Here is a 23905-nt window from a genome sequence, read left to right as displayed (position 1 = left end):
CTACTTCTCCTTGCCGGATCCGGACAGGAAGTCCGTTGCCAGCCGGTTGAATTCGTGGAACTTCTCCAGTTGCGCCCAGTGGCCGCAGCCGCCGAACACGTGCAACTGCACCCGCGGGATCATCTTGGTCGCGATGATGGCGCCGTCGAGCGGGTTGACCCGATCCTCGCGGCCCCAGATCAGCAGCACCGGCTGGCGCAGCTTGTAGGCGTCGCGCCAGAGCATGCCGAGCTCGAAATCGGGTCCGGAGAACGACTTGCCCATGGCGCGGGTCGCGGCCAGCGCCTCGGGAGTCTTGGCCGATTCGAAGCGCTCGTCGATCAGTTCCTCGGTGATCAGCTTCTGGTCGAAGACCATGATCCGCAGGAACGCTTCGAGATTCACCCTCGTCGGCTCGAAGTTGAAGCGGGAGAGCAGCTTCACGCCCTCGGTCGGGTCCGGCGCGAAGGCGTTGAGGCTGAGTCCGCCGGGGCCCATCAGCACCAGCTTGCCCGCGCGCTCGGGGTAGTCCAGCGCGAACCGGACCGCCGCTCCGCCGCCGAGCGAATTGCCGAGGATGTGCACCCGGTCGGTGATCTCCAGGTGGTCGAGCAGATCCTTCAGCGCCGACGCGGAGTGCGCGAAGTACTGCGGATGCTCGACCGGCTTGTCCGACTTGCCGAAACCCGGCTGATCCACCGCGAGCACATGGAAATTCTGCGCCAGCACCGGGATGTTGCGTGCGAAATTCGACCAGGACGACGCACCGGGGCCGCCGCCGTGCAGCAGCACGATCGTCGGACCGTTGCCGGTGCCCGCCTCGTGGTAGTGCAGCCGCAGATCCGGCCGCACCTGCGCGTAGCGCGAGGTCGATTCGTAGGTGAGCTCCACCGTCGAGGTCATCACACCATCCCGTCGGTCACCGGAAGGCCGAACTCGTGGGTGCCGTACATGACGTACGCGCGCTCGGGATCGTTGGCCGCGTGCACCCGGCCCGCGTGCGCGTCGCGCCAGAAACGCTGCAGCGGAGTGCCATTGGCCAGCGCCGTGGCGCCTGAGGCCTCGAAGAGCTTGTCGATCGAGGCGATCGCCCGCCCGGTCGCGCGCACCTGGTCGCGGCGGGCCCGGACCCGCAGGTCGAACGGAATCTCCTTGCCCGCCACCAGCAGTGCGTATTCGTCGGCGACGTTGCCGGAGAGCTGGCGCCACGCCGCGTCGATATCGCTGGACGCCTCGGCGACGCGGACCTTGGTGAACGGGTCGTCCTTGGCCTTCTCGCCGGCGAAGGCCGCGCGCACCCGCTTGCCCTGGTGCTCGACGTGCGCGGCGTAGGCGCCGTAGGCCATGCCGACGATCGGCGCGGAGATCGTGGTGGGATGGATGGTGCCCCACGGCATCTTGTAGACCGGGTCCGGGTTTTGCGCCAGGCCGGGCGATTTCAGCTCGCTCATGGCGCGGAAGCTCAGGAACCGGTGCTTGGGCACGAAAACGTCCTCCACCACAACGGTGTTGGAGCCGGTGCCGCGCAGGCCGACCACGTTCCACACGTCGTCGATGCGGTAGTCGGTGCGCGGGATGAGGAAGCTGCCGAAGTCGACCGGCTTGCCGTCCTTGATGACCGGACCGCCGAGCACCGCCCAGGTGGCGTGGTCGGAGCCGGAGGACCAGGCCCACGCGCCCTTGACGATGTAGCCGCCGTCCACCACGGTGCCCGCGCCCATCGGGGCGTAGGACGAGGAGATCCGCACCTCGGTGTCCTCACCCCATACGTCCTCTTGCGCCTGCTGGTCGAACAGCGCGAGGTGCCAGTTGTGCACGCCGACGATGCCCGCCACCCAACCGGTGGAACCGCACGCGCTGGCCAGCTTGCGGACGGTGTCGTAGAAGACGACCGGGTCGGCGGCGTGTCCGCCCCACTGCTTGGGCTGCAGCAGTCGGAAGAAGCCGGTCTCTTGGAGCGCCTTGATCGATTCGTCGGGGATGCGCCGCAGGTCCTCGGCCTCCTGCGCGCGCTCACGCAGTGTCGGCAACAGCGCTTCGACCCGCTCGGTCACTTCTTGCGTCATCTCGGGACCTGCTCCTGCCTGGTCGGATTGGTAACCGGTACTCATTTGCCTCTGAGACTAGAACAGGTTCTTATTTCTGTCGAGAACCGGCGTTCATCGCAGGTCGTGAATGCACATGCGCAGGAAGTGAGCCGAATCGCTGGCATGAAGCGGGACATTTTTGTAACGTGTTCTAGTACAGAAGGAGGAGAATCGCGATGGCAGTTACCCCCAAGGGGAGCGGTGCAAGGGCCTCGGGGTCGGCAGCCGGCGGAGCCGGCGGGGTGGGTAAGCACAGGGAGCTGGATGTCGGCTCGGCGCCTACCCGCTATGCGCGGGGATGGCATTGCCTCGGCCTGGCCAAGACGTTCCGGGACGGTAAGCCGCACGCGGTGAACGTGTTCGGTACCAAGCTGGTGGTCTGGGTCGACAGCGCGGGCGAACTGCGGGTGCTCGACGCCTACTGCAGGCACATGGGCGGCGACCTGAGCATGGGCGAGGTCAAGGGCGACGACATCGCCTGCCCGTTCCACGACTGGCGCTGGTCCGGTGTCAACGGCAAGTGCAGCTCCATCCCTTACGCGCGGCGCGTGCCGCCGCTGGCGCGCACCAGGAAGTGGACGACGCTGGAGCGCAACGGTCAGCTGTTCGTCTGGCACGACCACGAGGGCAACGAGCCGCCGCCGGAGATCACCATCCCGCACATCGAGGGGCCGTACACCGACGCGGACGGCAACCCGACCGACCAGCTCGACAGCGGCTGGACGGACTGGACGTGGAACTCGATGCTCATCGAGGGCGCGAACTGCCGCGAGATCATCGACAACGTGGTCGACATGGCCCACTTCTTCTACATCCACTTCGCCTTCCCGACGTACTTCAAGAACGTCTTCGAGGGACACATCGCCACCCAGTTCCTGGAGACCAAGGGCAGGCCCGACATCGGTATGGCCTCCAAGTACGGCGGCGACACGTTGCTGAAGTCCGAGGCCTCGTACTTCGGCCCCTCGTACATGATCAACCCGCTGATCAACATCTACAGCGGTTACGAGGTCAAGAGCGTCCTGATCAACTGCCACTACCCGGTGACGCAGGACTCGTTCATGCTGCAGTGGGGCATCACGCTGGAGAAGCCGAAGGGCGTCGACGGCGAGATGGCCGACAAGCTGGCCGAGAAGATGACCGAGGGCATCAGCGTCGGCTTCCTGCAGGATGTCGAGATCTGGAAGCACAAGTCCAAGGTCGAGAACCCGCTGCTGTGCGAGGAGGACGGCCCGGTCTACCAGCTGCGCCGCTGGTACGACCAGTTCTACGTGGACGCCGCCGACGTCACCGAGAAGATGACCCAGCGCTTCGAGTTCGAGGTGGACACCACCAAGGCGAACGAGGCGTGGGAAGCCGAGGTCGCGGAGAACCTGCGTCGCAAGCGCGAAGCCGAAGAGGCCGAGCAGGCGACGAAGGAAGCAGAGGCCGGGGTCTGATGGCCGCCACCTGGGCCAAGGCGCCGGACTTCGCCGATCAGCCCGCGCGGCGGGCGGCGGTGCAGGCCCAGACCGTGGTCGACAAACAGCGCTACCTGGAGGAGGGCCTGACGCCGTTGCGGTGTCAGGCCTGCCGGAGCGAGGTGCTGGTGCGCAAATCCAGCTCGCACCAGACCTCCGTGCAGTGGACCGAGCCGCCCGAAACGCACTGCCCGGTCTTCGCCGAGCTCGCCGCGTCGGGCGGCCGCCCGGGTCGTCCCGAGAGCTGCCCGCAGTTGGAGAAGACCATCAAGTGGGCGGTCGACGAGGGTGTGATCGAGGTTCCGAAGTAGGCCTACCTCCGCATTCGCCCCGGCCGTGCGCGGCGGGCGACGGCTCAGTCGAGCCGGAAGTCGTCGAAATCGAAGCCCGGAGCGACGATGCAGCTCACCAGCACGTACTCGTCGCCGAGCGGCCGCGCGGCCTGGCTGACACCGCCGGGAACCACGGCCTGCAACAGCTGACCGCGCTCGACATCGGGACCGAGGACGATTTCCTCGCCGCCGATGTCGAGCGCGAGCGGTCCGCCGCGGTGCCAGAGCCACAGCTCGTCGGAGCGCACCGTGTGCGGGGCCGAGCGCTCACCCGGCATCAGCAGGAAATGGATCGCCGTCGCCGCGGCGCGCGATCCCGGATAGCCGTCGGGCGTGAATTCCACCGGGCTGCGCCATGTTTGGCGATACCAGCCGCCCTCGGGGTGCGGCGTCAAGTCGAGTGCGATGGCCAGCGCGGGCCGGTCGTCGGTCATCTCTCGACTCTATGCCTCGTCGCCGTGCTCGACCGGCTCGGCGCGGAGGAGGAGGTCGCGCGCGGTCCTCACCCGATGCCGGGCTCGGCTGGCTAGTTCCGCTCGGGGCCGGCCTGGTGGCGGAGGACTCGCAGCGCGCTGACTTCGTCCAGCTTGTTCCGCTCGGGGCGACCCAGTGGCGGCGAAACTCGCCACTCGCTGAGCTCAGGACTCCTCGATGCGCCACGTGATGCCGAAACGGGCGAGGGCGTCGAGGAATTCGGCGGGCTCGAACGCTTCGGCCGGTGCCAGCGCGCCCGGCTTGGCGGACCCGGCGGCCAATCGGGTCGCGATCTCGACGGCGAGCAGGGCGGAATCACGGTAGGAGTCCACACCGTCGACCGCGCCGCGCACCACCCGGCCGTCGCCGTGCGCGTCCACGATCACCTGGTAGCGCAGGTCCGAACTCGGCTCGTCGGGGATCTGCTCGATGAGCTCCTCGGTGAAAGAGCCCAGCGTGCTGAGGATCTCGGCGGCGAGGACGCCCTCCACCGACGCGACCTCGGTGTGCCGCGGGACGGTGAGCACCGGCGGCTGCGGGAACTTCCCGACGGCGGTGGGCGAGGTGTCTCCCGGGAAGGTCATCTCCGGATGCCGCGCGGGACCGGTGCGCAGCTCGCCGTCCGCGAAATGCCAACCGCCGCTGCTGAACCAGTCGAGGCTGGCGAACACCGTCTTGGCGCTGCCCTTCGAGCCGTTGCCCCCGCTCTTGCTCAGGTGGCTGATGACGATCTCCGCCGGGCCGTTCACCCGGCGCGCGACGAGATTGGCGAGCAGGTCGCCCGCGATATTGTTGTCCGTGATACCGGAAACGACTGTTACACCGGCTGTTTCGGCCTCGGTGGCGTAATCGTCGAAGACCTTCTTCAGGAACAGCTGTTCGCCGGAGATGTCGGTGTAGTGCGCGCCCGCGGCGATGGCGGCGGCCAGTACCGGTTCGCCGTTGCGCACGTAGGCGGAGAGGCTGCTGATCACCGCGTCGGCGCCGGTGAACGCGGCGGCAAGGGCGGCGTGGTCGGTGAGGTCGGCGACACGGATTTCGGCGTTCGTCAGGCCCGCGGCTTCGGCGGCGGCACGCATGCGATCGGCGTTGCGGCCCACCAGGATCGGGGTGAGGCCGCGGCGGTGGAGTTCGGCGAGCAGGTGGCCGCCGGTGTGGCCGGTGGCGCCGTAGACGGCGATGGTGGGGGAGGTCGTCCGCTGTGTCATGCAAATGACCTTATGGGCACGATGCGAGCAAATGAATGGCTTACAAGCTCACATTCATGTCTGAAACGCTCAACAACTGAGCGTATTGTTGCTGCCGTGGACATCCTCAGCGAGACCATAGCGGCCATTCGCACCGGCTATCCGGCGTCCGGCTTGTTCATCAGGCACGCGCCGTGGGGTCGCCGCTATCCGGTGGTGCCCGGCGCGGGGTTCCATGTCGTGCTGCGCGGATCCTGCTGGGCGGTCCCGCCCGGCGGTGAACCGATCGCGCTCGGTGTCGGCGACGTGCTGTTCATGCCGCGCGGCGCCGATCACGATCTGGTCGACAATCTCGAGAGCCCGGTCACCGAAACCGCTCGGCCCGGCGAGCCGCGCGAGATCCCCGGGCCGGGGTTGCGGGCCGAACTACTCTGCGGCGCATACGAACTCGGTAGAGCCCGGTCGCACCCGCTGCTCGACGAACTGCCCGAGTTCATCCACCTGCCCGCCCGCCCCGGCCGTCATCCCGCGCTGCGCGGTGCGGTGGATCTGCTCGCCGCCGAGATCGCCGAACCGCGCCAGGGCAGCGATGCCGCGGTGCCCGCACTGCTGGAGACCATGCTGCTGTTCATCCTGCGCGCTTGGTTCGACGAACAGGCCGACGCCCACCCCACCGGTTGGGCGGCCGCCTTCGCCGACCCCGCCGTCGCCGCCGCCCTGCGCGCCGTCCACGAAGACCCGGCCCGCGCCTGGACCGTCCCCGACCTCAGCGACATCGCCGGCGTCTCCCGCGCCACCCTGGCCCGCCGCTTCACCGCCACCGTCGGCGAACCCCCACTCTCCTACGTCACCCGATGGCGCCTCCTGACCGCCGCCCGCCTCCTCCGCGACACCGACGCCCCCTTGCACACCATCGCCCGAAAAGTCGGCTACACCTCCGAATTCGCCTTCGCCAAGGCCTTCAAACGCGCCTACGGCGAGGCCCCAGGCCACTACCGCCGCACCCCCACCCAAACCCCGATCGCCGTGTGACGCGCTGCCGCGCGCTGCCGAGGCGCTGCGGCCGGTCCGACCTCGCCGGCTGGGTCGGGTGTCCGGTGAAGTTCCGGTGCGTGCGGCGGAAAAGGGGAGTTTCGTCTTGGAAGGTGAACGCAGGGGAATCTGGAAGTCTCGTCTAGAAACCGACGTTCGGCGGGGGAGCCATCCGGCATCATGAATATCAGCGGTGCGCATGAGCTATCGCCGTTCGCTCGGGAGGGGAGGTCCCGTGAGCACGACCGCGGACGAGTCGGCGCGGCGGGTATTGGACGCGGCCTTGGCGGAGTTCGTCGCGTTGCGCAACGAGCTGGACGAGATCGGCCGTGGGCAGCGGACCGTCATGAATCTGAACATCTCGGTCACCACAGCGATCGCCGCCTTCGTGCTGTCGCAGCGGGTGGCGCCCCAACTGCTCCTCGTAATCCCCTAAAAAGGCGAGGCGCCGCCGACTAATCCAAGTCGTTGTCGCCTTTGCCGAGCCAGCGGTGGGGCTGGCCGGTGATGGCGACGATCTGGTCGAAGTCGTGGTCGCGGTGGAGGAGGCTGAGGCCGCGGAGTTCGGCGGTGGCGGCGAGGACGAGGTCGACCGGGCCCGCGCTGCGGTGCTTGCCGCGTTTCGTCAGTTCGCCCTGGACTTCCCAGGCTCGGGCGTAGGCGCGGTCGTCGACCGGTTCCCAGCCGAATAGCACGCGCATGTCGTCGATAGTGCGTTCGCGGTCGGCGGCGGAGCGGGCGGTGTAGAAGAACTCGAGTTCCACGATCGGGCAGATCGCGACCAGTCCCGCGGCGACCGCGCGTTGCCAAGCAAAGGAATCCGGATCCTGGCGCATAATCGGAACCAGCGCGCTGGTGTCGATCAGGAACCGCGCCGCACTCACCGCCGGTAGTCCCGCTTGTTCTCGAGGATGTCCAGGTCGAAAGCGCCCTCGGCGACGGCATCCTGCAAACGGGTGAGCGCCAGCGCCCGGCGGCGGGTCTCCAGGACTTCCCGCAGCGCCGCGTTGACGGTGTCCTTCTTGGTGCCGGTGCCGAGTTCCTTGGCGACATCGGCGACGAGTTCGTCATCGAGGTCGATCACCGTACGAGCCATGGCGCACCTCCTGATATCTCCGCGTATATCGAAGATATCAGCGCGTATATCCGGCGTCGAGGGGTTTTCAGCTGAAGGGGGAGCGGGGGCGTTCCTCGAGCACGCCGTCGATCCAGACGTCGACCTTCTCGTTGTAGAAGCACGCCATGCCCGCGATCTTCTGGCTCTCGGGTAGCGGGGTGCGGTAGACCCAGGCGATGTCGGGGTATTCCTTGTCGCCGATGCGGACGGTCCAGTAGTCGGCGGTGCCCTTGTAAGGGCAGCGGGAGTGAGTGTCGGAGGGATGTAGGAGGTCGAGGCGCACGTCGGTGAGGGGGAGGTAATAGCGTGCGGGAAGGCCGGTTTCGAAGAGGATACGCGGGCTGTGGGAGTCCGCGACGGCGACGCCGCCGATCTCGATCCGGATGTGCCGGGAGCTGCCGAGGATGTCGACGCGTGAATACGGATCGCGCGGATGGACGTAGACCGGCTCGTCCTCCTCGAACCAGTCGCCCATGGCGTCCCAGTCCAGCCGGACCAGCTCGTTCAGTTCCGGCAGCGGGGAATCGTGGTAGCGCAGCGCACCTCCCGGCGCGGTGACGCCGTCGACGATCACGTCGTACACCGTGGCCTCGCCACGGCTGGGGGAATGGGTGGTCTCGCCGTTCGGCTCGATTTTGGCGCGCAGATCGGCGACGGGGACGTAGTAGGTCGGGTAGTAGGGGATCTCCCATACCAGCACCGGGCGGTCCGTATCGGCCACCAGGTGCCCGCCGAGATAAACCCGGATTCGCTTCTGGCTGGTCGCGACCTTGACGCGGCCTCGCTGCTCTTCGGTCATATTCTCGACGGTACGCCGAACGGGTGACAGGTTCCGGACCCCGAAACGGGCCCCGCCGCGACAGCGGGGCCCGCGAAAAATCTCAGTCGCCGACGGTGATCGCCTGCGCCTCTTCCACCGAATGCGGCGCGGGATCGTGCTCGTCGATGTGGGCGAGCGCGGCACGTCCCACCACCAGGACGAGCACGGCGGCGGCGGTGCAAGCCGCGCCCACCCAGAACGGCAGCGCGATGCTGTGCTCGCCGAGCTTGCCCGCCAGCCACGGCGCGGCGGCGCCACCGGCGAATCGGACGAAGCTGTAGGCCGCCGACGCGGTGGAACGCTCCACCGGCGCGGAGATCATCACGGCCTCGGTGATGAGGGTGTTGTTCACGCCGAGGAACAGACCGGCGAGCACCGTGCCGACGATCAGCACCGTCTTGTGCTCCGCGAACAGCGCCATCACCGCGAGGTCCGCGGCAAACAACCCGAGCGCGAGACCCATCATCGGCAGCGTCCCGAACCGGCGCTGCAAGCCGGGAGCCAGGAAGACCGAGGCGATCGCGAGCAGAATGCCCCAGCCGCAGAAGATGAAGCCGATCGCGTAGGTGCCCATGTCCAGCGGGAACGGGGTGTAGGCGAGCAGGGTGAAGAAGCCGAAGTTGTAGAGCAGCGCGGTGATGCTGACGGTGAGCAGTCCGCGGTGGCGCAGCGCCTGGAACGGTGCGGCGAGCGAGGTGCGATGTTCCGGCTTCGGGCCCTCGGGCAGCAGCACGACGATGCAGACGAACGCGATCGCCATCAGCACCGAGACGCCGAAGAACGGTCCGCGCCAACTGATTCCGCCGAGCACGCCGCCGACCAGCGGGCCGGTCGCGATGCCGATGCCGAGCGCCGCCTCGTACAGGATGATGGCGCGCGCGACGCCGCCGCTCGCCGCGCCGACGATGGTGGCCAACGCGGTCGCGATGAACAGCGCGTTGCCGAGACCCCAGCCCGCGCGGAAACCGACGATCTCCCCGACAGTGCCGGACATGCCCGCCAGCGCCGCGAACACGACGATGATGGCCAAACCGGCGAGCAAGGTCTTCTTCGCGCCGAAGCGGCTGGACACCACGCCCGTTACCAGCATCGCAACGCCTGTCACCAGCATGTAGCTGGTGAACAGCAGCGAGACCTGCGACGGCGAGGCGTGCAGTTGCTCGCCGATCGGCTCGAGGATCGGGTCGACCAGGCCGATGCCCATGAAGGCGATGACGCTGGCGAAGGCGACCGCCCAGACCGCCTTCGGCTGTTTGGTCGACGTTGGCGCGCTGGTATCGGCGCGGGTGATCACGGTGCTCATGCCTGCGCCTCGCTCACTTCGTTCGCTCATAGGTGTTCCCTCGACGGATCGTGCTGGGGAGCCGCCTTTTTCAGCGCTTCCAGCAGTTCGTTCAGATCGGTATCCATTCGCGCGAGTCGTTCGACGTCGAATTCGGCGAGCCGGGCGGCCATGGCCGTGCCGTAGGCGGCGCGGGCTCGGGCCAGTCGCTCGCGTCCGGCCGGGGTGAGGTCGACGACGACCGCCCGCGAGTCCTCGGGGTCCTTGGTCCTCGTCGCGAATCCGTCTTCGACGAGCCGCCCGAGCAGCGCCGTTGCCGCCGGTTGGGAGCATCGATCGATCCTGGCGAATTCGCTGACCCGCACCGCGCCGTGCTCGTCCAGGACGGCAAGGGCCCGCAGCACGGCTCGCGGCAGATCGTCGTCGCCGATCGCCCCGGCCAGCCGGGTCAGCCTGCCCGCGGTGACGAGGAGATCGACCACGATGTCTGCTGTCGCCAAGGGAGCATGCTGCACCCAAATATTATTACATAAGCTAACTATCTATCTACCGTGAGATAGCCCACCGCGGATCGCCGTGCACTGCGCACCGCCAACTCGCTCGCACACACCTTCCACACGCCTCACATAGGCGGTGCCTATGTGAACCGTGTGGAAGGTGTGTGGAAGAACGGCGAAGGCCCCGGCGAGTCGAGGACTCACCGGGGCCCGCGAAGCGCTGGCGCTAGGTATGCGCCAGCGGTCGGTGCGGCGTGCCGAAGAGCTGGGCGTCGCCGTGCGCGCGCTTGAAGAACAGGTGCGCGTCGTGCTCCCAGGTGATCGCGATGCCACCGTGCAGCTGCACGGTCTCGGAGACGATCTCGGTCAGCGCCTCGGAGCACTGCGTCCGCGCGACCCACACGTCCTCGGCGGCCGACGGAAGCCCCTCGGCGACCGCGGCGGTGGCGGCGTAGGACGCCGACTTGGCCGACTCCAGCAGCACGTACATATCGGCCATCCGATGCTTGAGCGCTTGGAAACTGCCGATCACGCGCCCGAACTGCACCCGGGACTTGGCGTATTCGACCGTCATCTCCAGGCACTGCTCGGCCGCCCCGACCTGCTCGGCGGCCACTGCGGCCCAAGCGATCTCGCGCAGCCGCGTGGTCAGCGCGACCGGATCGCCGGTGCCGAGCTTGCGCGCGGCGACGCCGTCGAAGCCGATCTCGGCGAGCTTGCGCGTCGGGTCCATGGTCGCGACCGGACGCCGGGTGATCCCGGCGGCGCCCGCCTCTACCTCGAAAAGCCCGCTCGCGGTGACCACGAGCAACGTATCGGCCTGCACGCCGTCCAGCACGTAATAGGCTGTGCCGGACAGCTTCTCGCCATCGGCGTGCACACCGGGCACGTCCCAGCCGGTCGCGCTCGCCCAGCACACCGCGAGCGTCGTCGTGCCTTCCGCGACGCCGGGCAGCAGTCGCGCGCAGGCGTCCTCGTCGCCGGAGAGCAAAACGGCCTGCGCGCCGAGCACGGCCGAACCGAGCATCGGCACACCCGCCAGCGTCCGGCCCAGTTCGGTTACCACCAGCAGGGATTCGACCAGCGAAGCGCCGAAGCCGCCGTACTCCTCGGGCACGGCGAGCGCCGCGACGCCGATCTGCTCGCAGAGCAGCCGCCACAGCTTCGGGTCGTCGCCGAGTTCGGTGTCCATCGCGGCGCGCACGGCGTCGCGGCCCGCGTGCTTGGTGAGCAGCGCGCGTACCGAGGCGGCGAATTCCTCGTGCTCACTCATGCCTGCACCTCGCTGACGGTCGGCTCCGACATGCGCGAGGCGCGCTGGCGCATGATTCGCTCACTGCCTTCATTCATGCGGTACCCCTGATCGCTCGGTCCCGGACGGCCTCGTCGCGCAGTGCGCGGGCGATCCTGGCGCGGTGCAGGTCCGGCGTTCCCCACGCGGCGCGCAGCGCGGTGACCTTGGTCAGCCACAGCGACAGGTCGTACTCGGCGGTGTAGCCGATCGCGCCGTGCACCTGCAATGCGGCTCGCGCGGCGGTGTGCGCGGCGTCGCCGCAGGCCAGCACCGCGGCCGACACGTCGCGGCTGCGGGTCGGCTCGCCCATGGTGAGCGCGGCGCGGTAGAGCAGCGGCTCGGCCAGATCGAGCGCGATGAGCACGTCGGCGAGTTTCTGCTTCACGGCCTGGAATTCACCGATCGGCTTGCCGAACTGCTTGCGCTGCTTGGCGTATTCGGTGGCGGCGTGCAGCAGCGCCCGACCGGCGCCGAGCAGCTGGGCTGCGGCGGCCAGCGCGCCGGTGTCGAACGCGACCGCGCCCGCCTCCAGCACCCGGTCGTCGTTGGCGACGAGCTCGGCGGCCGTCACCGCGAACAGCTTCCGCGCGGGGTCCACCGAGCGGATCGCCGCGCCACGCTCGGCCGAGAACACCTGCGCGCCGTCGACGAGCAGCGTCACGTCGGCGACATCGGCGTCCAGCGCGACCGGATCGGTGCCAGGGGTGGCGAAGGCGACAGTGCCGAGCGCGGTGCCCTCGGCGAGCCCGGGCAGCCAGCGCTCGGCCGCCGCGGAATCCGAGAGCGATTGCAGCAGAACGGGAATCGCGGCGGCGGTCTCGACCAACGGTCCCGGGGCTGCGGACCGGCCGATCTCGACGAACGCGACGACGAGGTCGATCGGATCCGCGCCGACGCCACCGTGCGCCTCGTCGACCGCGAGGCCGAGCACGCCCGCACCGGCCAGCTGCCGGATCAGCGCACGGCCCGGCCGCTGGTCACCGGTTGCCCACGCGCGGACCGCGGTCGGCGTGCGTCCGGCGTCCAGCAGCTTGCGCACACTGGCGGCGAAATCGATCTGTTCCGGACTCAGCGCGAATCTCATCGGCCGTTCCCTCTCGGTAGGCCGAGGATGCGCTCGGCGATGATGTTGCGCTGGATCTCGTTGGTACCGGCGTAGATCGGGCCGGACAGCGAGAACAGGTAGCCGTCGGTCCACGGCCCGGACCGTTCGCCCGCCGCGCCGAGCACGTCCAGCGCGGTCTCGTGCATGGCGACGTCGAGTTCGGACCAGAACACCTTGGTGATCGAGGATTCCGCGCCGAGCTTGCCGCCCTCGTTCAACCGGGTGACGGTGCCGAAGGTGTGCAGGCGGTAGGCCTCGCTGCCGATCCACGCGTCGACGACGGCGTCGCGCTGGGCGGTGTTGGTGCGGTCGCCACTGTCCAGCCACAGGTCGACCAGCCGTCGCGCGGTGGCGCTGAACCGGCCGGGGCTGCGCAGCGAGAGACCGCGCTCGTTGCTCGAGGTGCTCATGGCGACCCGCCAACCCTCGCCCGGCGCGCCGATGACGTCGCGGTCCGGCACGAAGACGTCGTCGAGGAAGATCTCGGCGAAGCCGGGTTCACCGTCCAGCTGCGGGATCGGCCGCACCGAGACGCCGTCGGCGGTGAGCGGGAACATCACATAGGTGAGTCCCTTGTGCCGCTCCGCCTCCGGATCGCTGCGAAACAGGCCGAAGGCCCAGTCCGCGAACGCCGCCCGCGAGCTCCACGTCTTCTGACCGCTGAGCAGCCAGCCGCCCTCGGTGCGTCGCGCCGTCGACCGGATGCCCGCCAGGTCGCTGCCCGCCTCGGGCTCCGACCATGCCTGCGCCCAGATGTCGTCGCCGCGCGCCATGCGCGGCATGATGCGGTCGAGCTGCTCGGGGGTGCCGTGCTCGAACAATGTCGGCGCGAGCAGGAAGATGCCGTTCTGGCTGACCCGCCCCGGCGCGCCCGCGGCGTAGTACTCCTGCTCGAACAGCACCCATTCCAGCAGCGAGGCGTCGCGCCCGCCGTACTCCTTCGGCCAGGAGACCACCGACAACCGCGCGTCGGCCAGTGTGCGCTCCCAGTCGCGGTGCGCCTCGAAACCGGCCTTCGTGTCCATCGAAGGCAATGGCGTCGAGGGTTTTTCGGCGGCGAGGAATTCGCGGACTTCCCGCTGGAATTCCTGCGTCGCCTGGTCCAGATCCAGATCCACTACGTCGTCCCGTTCTGTTCGGCCGTGCTCGCACTGGCCTTCATCGTCTTGGCGTTCATGCCGCCCAGTGAGTCCGCGCCGACCTCGGCGTTGTGCGCGTGCGCGAAGTGATGCAGCCCGAAGACCGAATCCATGCCGGTGCGCATGCCCATCAGGTCCTCGGCCTGGTTGACCGCCTTCTTGGTGAGCGCGAGGCCGAAACGCGGCATGGCGGCGATCTTCTCGGCCAGCGCCATGGTCTCGGCCTCCAGTTCGGCGCGCGGGACCACCCGGTTGACCATGCCCCATTCCTTGGCCTGCGCCGCGCCGAAGCGGTCGCCGGTGAACAGGAACTCCTTGGCCGCGCGCGGTCCCATTACCCACGGGTGCGCGAAGTACTCCACACCCGGAATGCCCATGCGCACCACGGGATCCGAGAAGAACGCGTCCTCGGAGGCGACGATCAGATCGCAGACCCAGGCCAGCATGAGCCCGCCCGCGATGCAGGCGCCCTGCACCATCGCGATGGTCGGCTTGGGCATCTCCCGCCAGCGGCGGCACATGCCGAGGTAGACCTCGGACTCCCTGGCGAATCGCTGGTCGCCGCCCTGCTTGTCGACGTGGTCCCACCAGAGCGTCGCCTTGTTCTCGTAGTGCACGTGGTGGTCGCGGCCCGGCGTGCCGATGTCGTGCCCGGCGCTGAAGTGTTTGCCGTTGCCCGCCAACACGATCACGCCGACCTCGTCGTCCTCGACGGCCCGTTGGAAGGCGGCGTCGAGCGCGTAGGTCATCACCGAGTTCTGCGCGTTGCGGTAGTCGGGCCGGTTCATCGTGACGATCGCGACCCGGCCGCGCCGCTCGTAGGTGACGACCTCGCCTTCGTCCGGCACCGAGCCGTGCGGTGGTTCGTCCGAGCGCTCCGCAGCGGGTTGGTCTGGCATTACGACTTCTCCTCACGTAATTGACGCTTGAGCACTTTCCCGGCGGCGCTGTAGGGCAGCTGGTCGCGGAATTCGATGAAGCGCGGCACCTTGAAATTCGCCAGCACGGTGGTGGCGTGCGAGAGCACCTGGTCCTCGGTCAGCGCCGAGCCGGGCTTGCGCACCACGTAGGCCTTGCCGACCTCGCCCATCCTGGCATCGGGCACGCCGACGACCGCCGATTCGGCCACACCGTCGAGCCGCGCCAGCGCCTGCTCGATCTCGGCGGGGTAGACGTTGAAGCCGCCGGAGATGTACATGTCCTTGAGCCGGTCGGTGATCCGGAGGTAGCCGCGCTCGTCGAGCGCGCCGATGTCGCCGGTGTGCAGCCAGCCGTCCTCGTCGATCGTCTCGGCGGTGCTCTTCGGATCGTCCAGGTAGCCGAGCATGACGTTGGGGCCGCGCAGCAGCACCTCGCCCGCGTCGCTGAGCTTCAGCTCGAAGTCGGCGATCGGCCTGCCGCAGGTGGTCGCGATGGTCTCGGCGTCGTCGTCGGCGCGGCACATGGTGCCGAACCCGGCCGCCTCGGAGAGGCCGTAACCGGTGATGACGACGCCGAATTCGAGTTCCGACCGCATCCGCTCGACCAGCACGACCGGCACCGTCGCCGCACCGGTGACCGCCACCCGCAGGGTGCTCAGGTCGTAGGAGTCGCGGTCCGGGAAGTCCAGGATCGTCTGGTAGATCGTCGGCGGCCCGGGCAGCACGGTGATCTTCTCCTGGCCGACCAGTCGCATCGTCTGCGGCACGTCGAAGGTGGCCTGCGGGATGATCGTCGCGCCGGTGACCAGGCAGGACAGGATGCCCGCCTTGTAACCGAAATTGTGGAAGAACGGGCTGACGACGAGATAGCGGTCGTCGCTGTTCAGTGTGGTGCACTCGGCCCAGGCCCGGACCACCGACAGCGCCTGCCGGTGCGCGACCAGCGTGCCCTTGCTGCGGCCGGTGGTGCCGGAGGTGAACAGGATGTCGGAGATGTCCTCGGCGTCCACCGCGGCGGCGCGCTTCTCGGCGTCCTCGACCGGGACGGTCTCGGCGATCACCGCGAGATCGGACCAGTTCAGCACGGCCCGATCGGTGCTCGTTGTCTCGCCGCCCGGCTCGACGGGAATCACCACGATGGTGGGGATGGCCAATTCGGGTGCGGCGGCCTGTAGTTCCGCGAGGCGGTCCCGGCCGAGGAAGGTCCCCGCGATGAACAGCGCCTTCGCCTCGACCCTGGACAGCACGTCCGCGGCCTCGTCGGCGACGTAGCGGGTGTTCAGCGGCACCAAGGCGGCGCCGGCGTAGTGCGCGGCCAGCGCGGCGACCACCCAGTGATAGGTGTTCGGCGCCCACATGGCCACCCGGTCGCCGGACTGCACGCCGCGCGCGATCAGCGCGCGCGCCGCCTCCTGGACCGCGGCGAGTAGCTGGGTCCAGTCGAGACGGACGTCGCCGTCGGCCAGTGCGGGGGCGGCGCCGAAGGTCCGCGCGGCGTCTTGCAGGGCCAGCGGTGTCGTTTGTGCAGGGGTTGTCACGGGTGTTCCTCACCGTTCACGCGAGTACTTATGCACGCACTCTACAAAGCAAGTGCTTGGTAGGTTATCCTACCGGCGTGGTTGCGATCCAGACCTCAGATTCCGACACTGCCGCGCAGGACGCGCGGTTTTCCGCCGAAGTGCGGGAATGGCTGGCCGAGAATCTCAACGGAGAATTCCGCGAACTGCGCGGACTAGGCGGTCCAGGCCGCGAACACGAGGCGTTCGACGAGCGCCTGGCCTGGGACCGGCATCTGGCCGCGTCCGGGTGGACCTGCCTGGGCTGGCCCAAGGAGTACGGCGGTCGCGAGGCCAGCGTGCGCCAGCAGGTGATCTTCCACGAGGAGTACGCCAAGGCCAACGCGCCCGCGCGGGTCTCGCACGTGGGTGAGGAACTGCTCGGTCCGACCGTGCTGGCATTCGGCACCCAGGCGCAGAAAGACCGCTTCCTGCCCGGCATCCGCAATGTCACCGAACTGTGGTGCCAGGGCTACTCGGAACCGGGCGCAGGCTCGGACCTCGCGGCGATCAGCACGGCCGCGCACCTCGACGGCGACGAGTGGTCGATCAACGGCCAGAAGATCTGGACCTCGCTGGCCCACGTGGCCGACTGGTGCTTCGTCGTCGCCCGCACCGAGAAGGGCTCGTCCCGGCACAAGGGCCTGTCCTACCTGCTCGTTCCCATGAAGCAGCCCGGTATCGAGGTGCGCCCGATCATCCAGCTCACCGGGACCTCGGAATTCAACGAGGTCTTCTTCGACAACGCCCGCACCGCGGCAGACCTGGTCGTCGGCGCGCCGGGCGACGGCTGGCGCATCGCGATGGGCACACTGACCTTCGAGCGCGGCATCTCGACCCTCGGCCAGCAGATCCGCTTCGCGCGTGAGTTAGCCGACGTCGAAGCGCTGGCCCGCCGCATCGGCGCGGCCGACGACCCGCTCATCGCCGACCGGATCGACCGGGCCTGGGTCGGCCTGCGCGTGTTGCGCGCGCACGCGCTGCGCACCATGGAAGGCACCGGCGTGGACGACGGCGGTCAGGCGTCGGTCGCCAAACTGCTCTGGGCCAATTGGCACCGCGGGCTCGGTGAGCTGGCCATGGCCGTGCTCGGCGCGCGCGGCTTGGTGGCCGACGAGGACGACGATCTCAACGAATGGCAGCGGCTGTATCTGTTCACCCGCGCCGACACCATCTACGGAGGTTCGAACGAAGTGCAGCGCAACATCATCTCCGAGCGCGTGCTCGGTCTGCCGCGCGAGGCACGGCCGTGACCGCGCGGCCCCTTTCGGTCGCCCCCGAGCCCGTCGCCGGGCACGGCCTGCTGACCGGACGCGTCGCCGTGGTCACCGCGGCCGCGGGGACGGGCATCGGCTCGGCCACCGCGCGCAGACTGCTCGCCGAGGGCGCCGACGTGGTCGTCTCCGACTGGCACGAGCGTCGGCTCGCGGAGACCGAGGTCGAGCTGAAGGGCGAGTTCCCGGATCGCCGGGTCGCCGCGATCGCCTGCGACGTGCAGAGCACCGAACAGGTGGACGCGCTGGTCCGCGGCGCGGCCGAAGCGCTCGGTCGCATCGACATCATGGTCAACAACGCGGGTCTCGGCGGCGAGACGCCGGTCGTCGACATGACCGACGAGCAGTGGGACCGCGTCCTCGACGTCACCCTCAACGGCACCTTCCGCTGCACCCGCGCCGCGCTGGCCTACTTCCGTTCGGCGGGGCACGGCGGCGTCATCGTGAACAACGCCAGCGTTCTCGGCTGGCGCGCGCAGTACGGTCAGGCGCACTACGCGGCCGCCAAGGCGGGCGTGATGGCGCTGACCAGGTGCAGCGCGATCGAGGCCGCCGAACTCGGCGTGCGGATCAACGCGGTCGCGCCGAGCATCGCAAGGCACGCCTTCCTCGACAAGGTCAGCTCGACCGAACTGCTCGATCAGCTCTCCGAGCGGGAGGCCTTCGGCCGCGCGGCCGAGCCGTGGGAGGTCGCCGCGACCATCGCGATGCTGGCCAGCGACTACACCAGCTACCTCACCGGCGAGGTGGTTTCGGTGAGCAGCCAGCGGGCCTGAGGCGCCTGATTGAGATCGCCTTCGGGCGTCCGCTTCCCTCCGTGGAAATGGGCGCCCGATCAGGTGAAAAAGGGTGGCGCGCAGCTGGCCGGGGTGTGCCATGCTGGGGATGGACGGATCCCGCAATTTCGTAAGGGGCGTTGGCTATGGGCCTGGATCGCCCACCTGCCCGCGAACAACTGGAACTCGACGTCGTGCGCGAGGTCGTGCTTGCCAGACGACGGCTCGACAGTATGGTTCTAGCCGCCTTGACACTCGGCGCCGAACTCATGAACCACGAATCCGCGCGGGCGACAGCGTGCCGCGCCGCCCAGATCCTCGAGATGTACGCGGTCGACGAGAACGAGGTCGAGCGCGACCCGAGGGCCGCGTTGCGCGCCGACATGCTCCGCGACAACGCCCGCGCCCGGCGAATCGGCTTGAAGTCTCCGGCCGGGGTTCCCTCCGAGCAGGACCGGCGGCGACAGCGCCAGACCGCCCTGTTGCGCGAGGTCCGCGCCGACCTGATCGAGGTGCTGCGCCGCTGCCGCAGACACCACTACGACCGCGGCGCCGTCGCCGACGAGATCGCCCAGGGTCTGTGCGCCGCCACGGACAAGCTGGTGGTCGGCGCCGACATGGACGCCTATCACGCTTGGCAGCGCGGGATGGTCCTCAAGCTGATCGAAGAACCCGTCCCGTACGGTCCGCCCCGAGTGATGGCGACCGTCGACGCGGGCCCGGGCCGCGGGCCGCTGACAGTCGAATGGGATACGCCCGAACGAAGATTGGCGCTCGTCGCCCGCATGGCGCGGGCGGGCGTCTCCCCGGTCATCATCTGCGACCGCCTCCTCGCCGACCTCTCCGTGTCCTCCCCGATCCGCTACTCCCTGCGTTAGTGCGCCGACGTCTCTCCGCGACGGACACGGATGGTTTACCAGTGTTCCTGTGACGCCACTGGCTATGTGGCACGAACCAGCCGTGCCAGAGGCGATTGCCGATCCCGACCTCAGCTGCCACGGCGGCCACGGTCGATCTCGGCGTTGGGACGCTAGGCGATACCACCATTCGTCGAGTCGGCCATCGCAGCGGCGAATCTCGGGTGCGCCTCGACCACAACAGTATCCTCGGCAATTATCGGACGACACCGAAGGAAAGTATTTGCTCGACGATGGACCATAGAGGCCACCAAGAGCCCTGCGGGAAACCAGATCGGAAATATCCCGACCGCCAAGAATGCAATAACTACTTGATCCACCTGTAGTATTTTTGCAATCATCAGTCCGGCGATGCAGAATAGCCCGAAGAAGACAATGCTTCGACCAAGCCGCCTATATCTGCGCGACGACTGGAGGCAACGGTGGCATACCGGCCACTCGCCGCGGAATCTGGTATCGATCTCGAGGGCGTTGAACCCGAAGCTGAGTATCTTGTATGCCAAGGCGCGAAACATCGATCCCGGCGTGAGTTGTTCCCGTCCGCGGGTACCTTCGTGGAAAGCAATCGTCTCGGAGCGACGATCGACCGCGGGGAGACCATGCTCGCTGCATATATCCGGCAGGGGCTCGCGAAGCTCGATCTCGAATCGGATTCCCGTATCTCGCGTCCACTTCGATGGAGGTCGAACTGTGGTAACCACGGGAACTTCTACAGGCACCACAGCATCCGGATATCGCGCCATCATTCCAACCAGCCCCGCTGTCGACGCTCACCGAAGTACAGATCGTCGTCATCGGGTTCTTCCGGGATGACGACCCGTTCACGGTTGGGCTTTCGGGTGCCTGGGTATACCGTTGCGGAAGAGACCGAAGCGGAGTTATTCGTCGATTGCTCAGCCGATGATGTTTTCGGTTCGTGGCCGGGGGGAGTTACTTCCGCGCGAATTTCTTGTGTACTCTCGTCGGATGCCTGAGTGCGTAGGTCGTCGAGGAATGTTTCCGCGTCTGCGGCCAGCCTCTCTCGTTCCTCGTCCGAGACGGACGAAATAAGCTTGTCGATTCGATCCATCGAGCCCTGATCGAGTAGTTTGGCAAACATCTCGGATCTGCCGAATTCTCGCATGCCCATCCGGCCGGCGAGTACGTCGTCCAGACTGCTTCTGATCTGCTGGTCCGAAATCGATGACCTGATTGTTTCAAGGGATTTGCGCAGTGCGCGTGATATGCCGACGTCACCTTTCGCAACATCGAGGATCAGCTCCTGCCGCGGCCAGTTGCTCATCACGCTCCCGGGTGATCGTATGCCTCGATAGGGGTTCCGTACCGCTTGCTGTCTTCGGTCCTGCTTACGACGACTCCAAGTTCGGGGAAGGCAGACGGATCTGTGTCCGCATTCAGGCTGCGAATGGCGGCACTGCCAGTTGTGAAGGTTGTCCAGGCCAAACCCAGCCATGAGAACGCCTGGTTCACCTTGACCAGCATCCTCACGACGACTGCCCATAAAGCCGGATTCTCCGGTGCGGTCCACGACATCGCAAGTGCGACGACAGCCAGGTCTATGATCTCCTGAAGTAGATCACCCAGCCCTCGACACAAATCGGCCATCGCGTCAGCCAGGTTGTTCAGTTCCTGTGCGATTCCTTTGAGCTGCCCAACTTGGCCATCCAGTGCCCATGCCAACTTATCGAAATACTGCTTGGCACTTTCTGCGGCATTTCCATCCCAGGACTGGTCCAACCGCTTGTTCCAGTCGGTCTTGATCGACTGGCTGAACGCGGAATTGAACTCCGCTAGATTTTGAACCGCTATCGACGCTCGTTTTACTGCTTGCCAATCGCCGGCAACCTGTGATGCCACCCACTCGAGGATGTCGACGCCGGTGAATTTCTGTATCACCCATTTGACCCCATATGCTGGTGAGACGAAGTTCGCTCCCAGCCAGAATGCTACATCGTTGGAGATGTGATCTTCGGCGTTCGGCTCTCGCAACGCGTCTTGGGGCCGCTCAAGGTCTTGGTTCGTCATCGCTCAGCGCCTGGGTAAAGGGCATCTTGACGCTTGGCTGCATCGAGATCTGTTGTGCGGTACATCTGCGCGCTCTTTGTCAATTCCAAGGCAGCCGAATCGCAAAGCGTTGCCAACTTTTCGTAGTTGGCTGTCAGATTTGCTTGAATTTCGTCGACCAGTTCGTTTGTGCTGAGATATATTCGCCCTTGTTCGGCGTCGATGTTCAGATAGCTGCTGGCGTAGCTTCTTGCCCTGCTCGCTTGGGCGGACAAATCTTTCATCGTGCCGGCGAAATTGTCCAGGTCATCCGGCGTTACCTTGAATTCTTCGGACACCTGCCCCCCTTCTGGTCATAACTCAGACACTTCTGTGATGGCCACGGCCGTAGCCCGGTTAGGCGACCGACCGAATCCCGAGGCTACATCGCCGATCAGACGACATCAACGGCTGACGAATCCGACGGGACGATCGGCATCCCTTCGCGGCGAAGCAATTTGGAGGCTCTCGAGGTCGATGAAGTGCCTTGGCCGAGCCGGTGGCCGCATACGTGACGGGAACCTGGCCGACGGACAGCGCCGATGACGAGCGGTGAGCTCGCCCGTTCGTACGCGCCCACTACCACCAAGCAAACGCTTGGTTGTATTATGTCCCTCGTGACCGCACCAGACGCCTCGAAATCCGCCCGGCGCAACGAACTGCTCGCGCTGGCGGCCGAACTGTTCGCCGAGCGCGGCTTGCGCGCGACCACGGTGCGCGATATCGCCGACGCGGCCGGAATCCTATCGGGCAGCCTCTACCACCACTTCGATTCCAAGGAGTCGATGGTGGACGAGATCCTGCGCGGCTTCCTCGACGACCTGTTCGGGCGCTACCGCGAGATCGTCGGCTCCGGCCTCAGTTCGCGAGACACCTTGGAAGCCTTGGTGATCGCGTCCTACGAGTCGTTCGACCGCTTCCACGCCGCCGTCGCGATCTACCAGGCCGAGGCCAAGCGGCTGCGCGACGCCGAGCGGTTCGCCTACATCGAGGAGTACAACCGCGAGTTCCGCGAACTCTGGCACCAGGTGCTGACCAACGGTGTCGAGGACGGCAGCTTCCGTCCCGAGCTCGACGTCGAACTGGCCTACCGATTCCTGCGCGACACCGTGTGGGTCGCCGTGCGCTGGTACCAGCCGGGTGGACCCATCACCGTCCAAAACCTCGCCAAGCAGTACCTCACCATCGTTCTCGACGGTCTCACCGTCTCGCGGCACACCGACTAGGAGTCTTCATGTCTGCACCTTCCGCCCGCCGCGCTGGGTCTACCCGCCCCGCCGTCTCCGCCGGCGACCGTCCCCCTTACACCCCCCTGCGGGACGCCTACGTTGTCGACGCGGTGCGCACCCCGGTCGGCAAGCGCGGTGGCGCGCTGGCCGGTGTGCACCCGGCCGATCTGGGTGCGGCCGCGCTGCGAGGTCTGCTGGACCGCAACCCGATCGACCCGATCAACGTCGACGACGTGATCGTCGGCTGCGTCGACAACGTCGGTCCGCAGGCGGGCAACATCGGCCGCACCATGTGGCTGACCGCGGGCTACCCGGAGGAAGTCCCGGGCGTCACCGTCGACCGGCAGTGCGGATCCTCCCAGCAGGCCATCAATTTCGGCGCGCAGGCCATCATGAGCGGCACCGCCGAGGTGATCGTCGCCGGCGGCGTGCAGAACATGAGCGCCATCCCGATCTCGGCGGCCATGCTGGCGGGTAAGGAGTACGGATTCGAGTCGCCGTTCGTCGGCGCGCAGGGCTGGGACCACCGGTACGGCACCGACGAGGTCTCGCAGTTCCGCGGCGCGCAGCTGATCGCCGAGAAGTGGGGCATCACCCGCCAGGACATGGAGCAATGGGCGCTGCGCAGCCACGAGCGCGCCCGCCAGGCCATCAAGGAAGGCAAGTTCGACAACGAGATCGTCCCCGTCGGCGACTTCTGGATCGACCAGGGCCCGCGCGAAACCTCGCTGGAGAAGATGGCCTCGCTGCCCGCCCTTGCCGAGGGCAGCCCGCTGACCGCCGCGGTGGCCAGCCAGATCTCCGACGGTGCCAGCGCCACCCTGCTCGCCTCCGAGTGGGCGGTGCAGGAATACGGCCTGAAGCCGCGCGCCCGCATCCACCACGTCAGCGCCCGCGGCGCCGACCCGATCTTCATGCTCACCGCGCCCATCCCGGCGACCAAGTGGGCGCTGGCGAAGACCGGCCTCACCATCGATGACATCGACGTGGTCGAAATCAACGAGGCCTTCGCGCCCGTGGTCCTCGCCTGGCTGAAGGAGACCGGCGCCGACCCGGAGAAGGTCAACGTCAACGGCGGCGCCATCGCCCTCGGCCACCCCCTCGGCGCCACCGGAGCCAAGCTCTTCGCCACCCTGCTCAACGAGCTGGAGCGTCGCAACGGGCGCTACGGTCTGCTGACCATCTGCGAAGGCGGCGGCACCGCCAACGCCACCATCATCGAGCGGTTGTAAGTCTGTCCCGATCCGCGCCGGGTGAACGTTGTTCGCCCAGCGCGGTTTTCGTGGTGCGTACCCGTCCGCCGCACGCTTCGCTCGAGCGCCCCCAGCACACGCCCGGATACGGCGTCTCGCGATGCGGCTGGTAGCGCAGAGGCGCGCACGATC

At 67.5% G+C, this 23905-nt stretch carries 26 protein-coding genes; 9 read left to right on the top strand and 17 right to left on the bottom strand.

From position 1 onward, the window contains the following. Together hsaD and hsaA are read right to left on the bottom strand one after the other, a co-directional pair. Complete coding sequence (gene hsaD, locus AB0H49_RS03035) at positions 1-882, bottom strand: 4,5:9,10-diseco-3-hydroxy-5,9,17-trioxoandrosta-1(10),2-diene-4-oate hydrolase (protein ID WP_357246460.1); 882 nt, start codon at positions 880-882, stop codon at positions 1-3. Next, complete coding sequence (hsaA, locus tag AB0H49_RS03030) at positions 882-2045, bottom strand: 3-hydroxy-9,10-secoandrosta-1,3,5(10)-triene-9,17-dione monooxygenase oxygenase subunit (protein ID WP_355000408.1); 1164 nt, start codon at positions 2043-2045, stop codon at positions 882-884. Before hsaA ends, hsaD begins: the two co-directional genes overlap by 1 nt. Before the next feature lie 263 nt (positions 2046-2308). Here hsaA and AB0H49_RS03025 point away from each other — a divergent pair, with 263 nt between their 5' ends. Together AB0H49_RS03025 and AB0H49_RS03020 are read left to right on the top strand one after the other, a co-directional pair. Then, positions 2309-3505: a Rieske 2Fe-2S domain-containing protein gene (locus tag AB0H49_RS03025; RefSeq protein WP_355000407.1), complete on the top strand. Its 1197-nt coding sequence runs from the start codon at positions 2309-2311 to the stop codon at positions 3503-3505. Then, entirely contained in the window at positions 3505-3837 is a 333-nt protein-coding gene (locus tag AB0H49_RS03020; RefSeq protein WP_355000406.1) for a hypothetical protein, read from the top strand. The genes AB0H49_RS03025 and AB0H49_RS03020 overlap by 1 nt, the downstream gene beginning before the upstream one ends. Before the next feature lie 44 nt (positions 3838-3881). On the opposite strand, the gene AB0H49_RS03015 is transcribed toward AB0H49_RS03020, so the two are convergent. Next, complete coding sequence (locus AB0H49_RS03015) at positions 3882-4292, bottom strand: cupin domain-containing protein (protein WP_357246455.1); 411 nt, start codon at positions 4290-4292, stop codon at positions 3882-3884. A 204-nt stretch (positions 4293-4496) separates the two neighbouring features. Next, positions 4497-5540 (bottom strand): saccharopine dehydrogenase NADP-binding domain-containing protein, encoded by a 1044-nt coding sequence (locus AB0H49_RS03010; protein WP_357246452.1) that lies wholly within the window; start codon positions 5538-5540, stop codon positions 4497-4499. Positions 5541-5636: 96 nt separating this feature from the next. On the opposite strand from AB0H49_RS03010, the gene AB0H49_RS03005 reads away from it, so the two are divergent. Beyond that, positions 5637-6551: an AraC family transcriptional regulator gene (locus AB0H49_RS03005; protein ID WP_357246449.1), complete on the top strand. Its 915-nt coding sequence runs from the start codon at positions 5637-5639 to the stop codon at positions 6549-6551. 235 nt (positions 6552-6786) lie between these two features. Beyond that, positions 6787-6987 carry a hypothetical protein gene (locus AB0H49_RS03000; protein ID WP_357246447.1) on the top strand — a complete coding sequence of 67 codons (201 nt, stop codon included), beginning with the start codon at positions 6787-6789 and terminating at the stop codon, positions 6985-6987. 19 nt (positions 6988-7006) lie between these two features. Here AB0H49_RS03000 and AB0H49_RS02995 read toward each other — a convergent pair whose 3' ends face one another. From AB0H49_RS02995 to AB0H49_RS02950, 10 genes are all read right to left on the bottom strand, one after another. Continuing rightward, positions 7007-7435 carry a PIN domain nuclease gene (locus AB0H49_RS02995; RefSeq protein WP_357246444.1) on the bottom strand — a complete coding sequence of 143 codons (429 nt, stop codon included), beginning with the start codon at positions 7433-7435 and terminating at the stop codon, positions 7007-7009. Continuing rightward, entirely contained in the window at positions 7432-7647 is a 216-nt protein-coding gene (locus tag AB0H49_RS02990) for a type II toxin-antitoxin system VapB family antitoxin (RefSeq protein WP_355000400.1), read from the bottom strand. The genes AB0H49_RS02995 and AB0H49_RS02990 overlap by 4 nt, the downstream gene beginning before the upstream one ends. 67 nt (positions 7648-7714) lie before the next feature. Beyond that, positions 7715-8467, bottom strand: a complete 753-nt coding sequence (locus AB0H49_RS02985; RefSeq protein WP_357246440.1) for a DUF427 domain-containing protein — start codon at positions 8465-8467, stop codon at positions 7715-7717. 82 nt (positions 8468-8549) lie between these two features. Further along, positions 8550-9791 (bottom strand): MFS transporter, encoded by a 1242-nt coding sequence (locus AB0H49_RS02980; protein ID WP_357246437.1) that lies wholly within the window; start codon positions 9789-9791, stop codon positions 8550-8552. Between the two features lie 26 nt (positions 9792-9817). Continuing rightward, entirely contained in the window at positions 9818-10270 is a 453-nt protein-coding gene (locus AB0H49_RS02975) for a MarR family transcriptional regulator (protein WP_357246434.1), read from the bottom strand. A 223-nt stretch (positions 10271-10493) separates the two neighbouring features. After that, the gene (locus AB0H49_RS02970) at positions 10494-11540 is read right to left on the bottom strand and encodes an acyl-CoA dehydrogenase family protein (protein ID WP_357246432.1); all 1047 of its coding nucleotides are present in this window, start codon (positions 11538-11540) and stop codon (positions 10494-10496) included. A 73-nt stretch (positions 11541-11613) separates the two neighbouring features. Next, positions 11614-12645, bottom strand: coding sequence for an acyl-CoA dehydrogenase family protein (locus AB0H49_RS02965; RefSeq protein WP_357246429.1), 1032 nt, complete (start codon positions 12643-12645; stop codon positions 11614-11616). Continuing rightward, the gene (locus AB0H49_RS02960) at positions 12642-13784 is read right to left on the bottom strand and encodes an acyl-CoA dehydrogenase family protein (RefSeq protein ID WP_357246426.1); all 1143 of its coding nucleotides are present in this window, start codon (positions 13782-13784) and stop codon (positions 12642-12644) included. The genes AB0H49_RS02965 and AB0H49_RS02960 overlap by 4 nt, the downstream gene beginning before the upstream one ends. Further along, positions 13784-14704 carry an enoyl-CoA hydratase gene (locus AB0H49_RS02955; protein ID WP_357246423.1) on the bottom strand — a complete coding sequence of 307 codons (921 nt, stop codon included), beginning with the start codon at positions 14702-14704 and terminating at the stop codon, positions 13784-13786. Before AB0H49_RS02955 ends, AB0H49_RS02960 begins: the two co-directional genes overlap by 1 nt. Continuing rightward, entirely contained in the window at positions 14704-16263 is a 1560-nt protein-coding gene (locus tag AB0H49_RS02950) for a FadD3 family acyl-CoA ligase (RefSeq protein WP_357246420.1), read from the bottom strand. The genes AB0H49_RS02955 and AB0H49_RS02950 overlap by 1 nt, the downstream gene beginning before the upstream one ends. Positions 16264-16340: 77 nt before the next feature. On the opposite strand from AB0H49_RS02950, the gene AB0H49_RS02945 reads away from it, so the two are divergent. From AB0H49_RS02945 to AB0H49_RS02935, 3 genes are all read left to right on the top strand, one after another. Then, a complete protein-coding gene (locus tag AB0H49_RS02945; RefSeq protein WP_355000391.1) occupies positions 16341-17534 on the top strand; it encodes an acyl-CoA dehydrogenase family protein in 1194 nt (397 codons plus the stop codon). Further along, positions 17531-18331 carry an SDR family oxidoreductase gene (locus AB0H49_RS02940; protein WP_357246417.1) on the top strand — a complete coding sequence of 267 codons (801 nt, stop codon included), beginning with the start codon at positions 17531-17533 and terminating at the stop codon, positions 18329-18331. The genes AB0H49_RS02945 and AB0H49_RS02940 overlap by 4 nt, the downstream gene beginning before the upstream one ends. 146 nt (positions 18332-18477) lie before the next feature. Continuing rightward, on the top strand, positions 18478-19209 hold the full coding sequence (locus tag AB0H49_RS02935) for a hypothetical protein (RefSeq protein ID WP_355000390.1): 732 nt from the start codon (positions 18478-18480) through the stop codon (positions 19207-19209). A 781-nt stretch (positions 19210-19990) separates the two neighbouring features. Here the strand turns inward: AB0H49_RS02935 and AB0H49_RS02930 are convergent. Genes AB0H49_RS02930 through AB0H49_RS02920 form a run of 3 tightly spaced genes read right to left on the bottom strand, consistent with a single transcriptional unit; the run spans position 19991 to position 21590 of the window. Then, positions 19991-20530, bottom strand: a complete 540-nt coding sequence (locus AB0H49_RS02930; RefSeq protein WP_357246414.1) for a hypothetical protein — start codon at positions 20528-20530, stop codon at positions 19991-19993. Further along, positions 20530-21273, bottom strand: coding sequence for a hypothetical protein (locus tag AB0H49_RS02925; RefSeq protein ID WP_357246411.1), 744 nt, complete (start codon positions 21271-21273; stop codon positions 20530-20532). The genes AB0H49_RS02930 and AB0H49_RS02925 overlap by 1 nt, the downstream gene beginning before the upstream one ends. Beyond that, a complete protein-coding gene (locus AB0H49_RS02920) occupies positions 21270-21590 on the bottom strand; it encodes a type VII secretion target (RefSeq protein WP_355000386.1) in 321 nt (106 codons plus the stop codon). The genes AB0H49_RS02925 and AB0H49_RS02920 overlap by 4 nt, the downstream gene beginning before the upstream one ends. 309 nt (positions 21591-21899) lie before the next feature. On the opposite strand from AB0H49_RS02920, the gene AB0H49_RS02915 reads away from it, so the two are divergent. Both AB0H49_RS02915 and AB0H49_RS02910 read left to right on the top strand, forming a co-directional pair. Further along, positions 21900-22517, top strand: a complete 618-nt coding sequence (locus tag AB0H49_RS02915; RefSeq protein WP_355000385.1) for a TetR/AcrR family transcriptional regulator — start codon at positions 21900-21902, stop codon at positions 22515-22517. An 86-nt stretch (positions 22518-22603) separates the two neighbouring features. Then, a complete protein-coding gene (locus tag AB0H49_RS02910; protein ID WP_357246617.1) occupies positions 22604-23752 on the top strand; it encodes an acetyl-CoA C-acetyltransferase in 1149 nt (382 codons plus the stop codon). Positions 23753-23905 lie beyond the last annotated feature (153 nt).

The sequence above is a fragment of the Nocardia sp. NPDC050713 genome, assembly GCF_040654315.1.
Classification (GTDB): Bacteria; Actinomycetota; Actinomycetes; order Mycobacteriales; family Mycobacteriaceae; genus Nocardia.
The sequence above is the reverse complement of the archived record's forward strand: the minus strand, read 5'-3'. Positions and strand labels throughout refer to the sequence as shown.

What these genes read in the sequence shown, in the direction of transcription:
- AB0H49_RS02965 (WP_357246429.1), bottom strand. Translation starts at nt 12,645, where the DNA reads ATGAGATTCGCGCTGAGTCCGGAACAGATCGATTTCGCCGCCAGTGTG.
- AB0H49_RS02930 (WP_357246414.1), bottom strand. Translation starts at nt 20,530, where the DNA reads ATGAGCAACTGGCCGCGGCAGGAGCTGATCCTCGATGTTGCGAAAGGT.
- AB0H49_RS03010 (WP_357246452.1), bottom strand. Translation starts at nt 5,540, where the DNA reads ATGACACAGCGGACGACCTCCCCCACCATCGCCGTCTACGGCGCCACC.
- AB0H49_RS02980 (WP_357246437.1), bottom strand. Translation starts at nt 9,791, where the DNA reads ATGAGCACCGTGATCACCCGCGCCGATACCAGCGCGCCAACGTCGACC.
- AB0H49_RS03020 (WP_355000406.1), top strand. Translation starts at nt 3,505, where the DNA reads ATGGCCGCCACCTGGGCCAAGGCGCCGGACTTCGCCGATCAGCCCGCG.
- AB0H49_RS02990 (WP_355000400.1), bottom strand. Translation starts at nt 7,647, where the DNA reads ATGGCTCGTACGGTGATCGACCTCGATGACGAACTCGTCGCCGATGTC.
- AB0H49_RS02955 (WP_357246423.1), bottom strand. Translation starts at nt 14,704, where the DNA reads ATGCCAGACCAACCCGCTGCGGAGCGCTCGGACGAACCACCGCACGGC.
- hsaD (WP_357246460.1), bottom strand. Translation starts at nt 882, where the DNA reads ATGACCTCGACGGTGGAGCTCACCTACGAATCGACCTCGCGCTACGCG.
- AB0H49_RS02970 (WP_357246432.1), bottom strand. Translation starts at nt 11,540, where the DNA reads ATGAGTGAGCACGAGGAATTCGCCGCCTCGGTACGCGCGCTGCTCACC.
- AB0H49_RS02915 (WP_355000385.1), top strand. Translation starts at nt 21,900, where the DNA reads ATGTCCCTCGTGACCGCACCAGACGCCTCGAAATCCGCCCGGCGCAAC.
- hsaA (WP_355000408.1), bottom strand. Translation starts at nt 2,045, where the DNA reads ATGACGCAAGAAGTGACCGAGCGGGTCGAAGCGCTGTTGCCGACACTG.
- AB0H49_RS02985 (WP_357246440.1), bottom strand. Translation starts at nt 8,467, where the DNA reads ATGACCGAAGAGCAGCGAGGCCGCGTCAAGGTCGCGACCAGCCAGAAG.
- AB0H49_RS03015 (WP_357246455.1), bottom strand. Translation starts at nt 4,292, where the DNA reads ATGACCGACGACCGGCCCGCGCTGGCCATCGCACTCGACTTGACGCCG.
- AB0H49_RS02935 (WP_355000390.1), top strand. Translation starts at nt 18,478, where the DNA reads ATGGGCCTGGATCGCCCACCTGCCCGCGAACAACTGGAACTCGACGTC.
- AB0H49_RS02925 (WP_357246411.1), bottom strand. Translation starts at nt 21,273, where the DNA reads ATGACGAACCAAGACCTTGAGCGGCCCCAAGACGCGTTGCGAGAGCCG.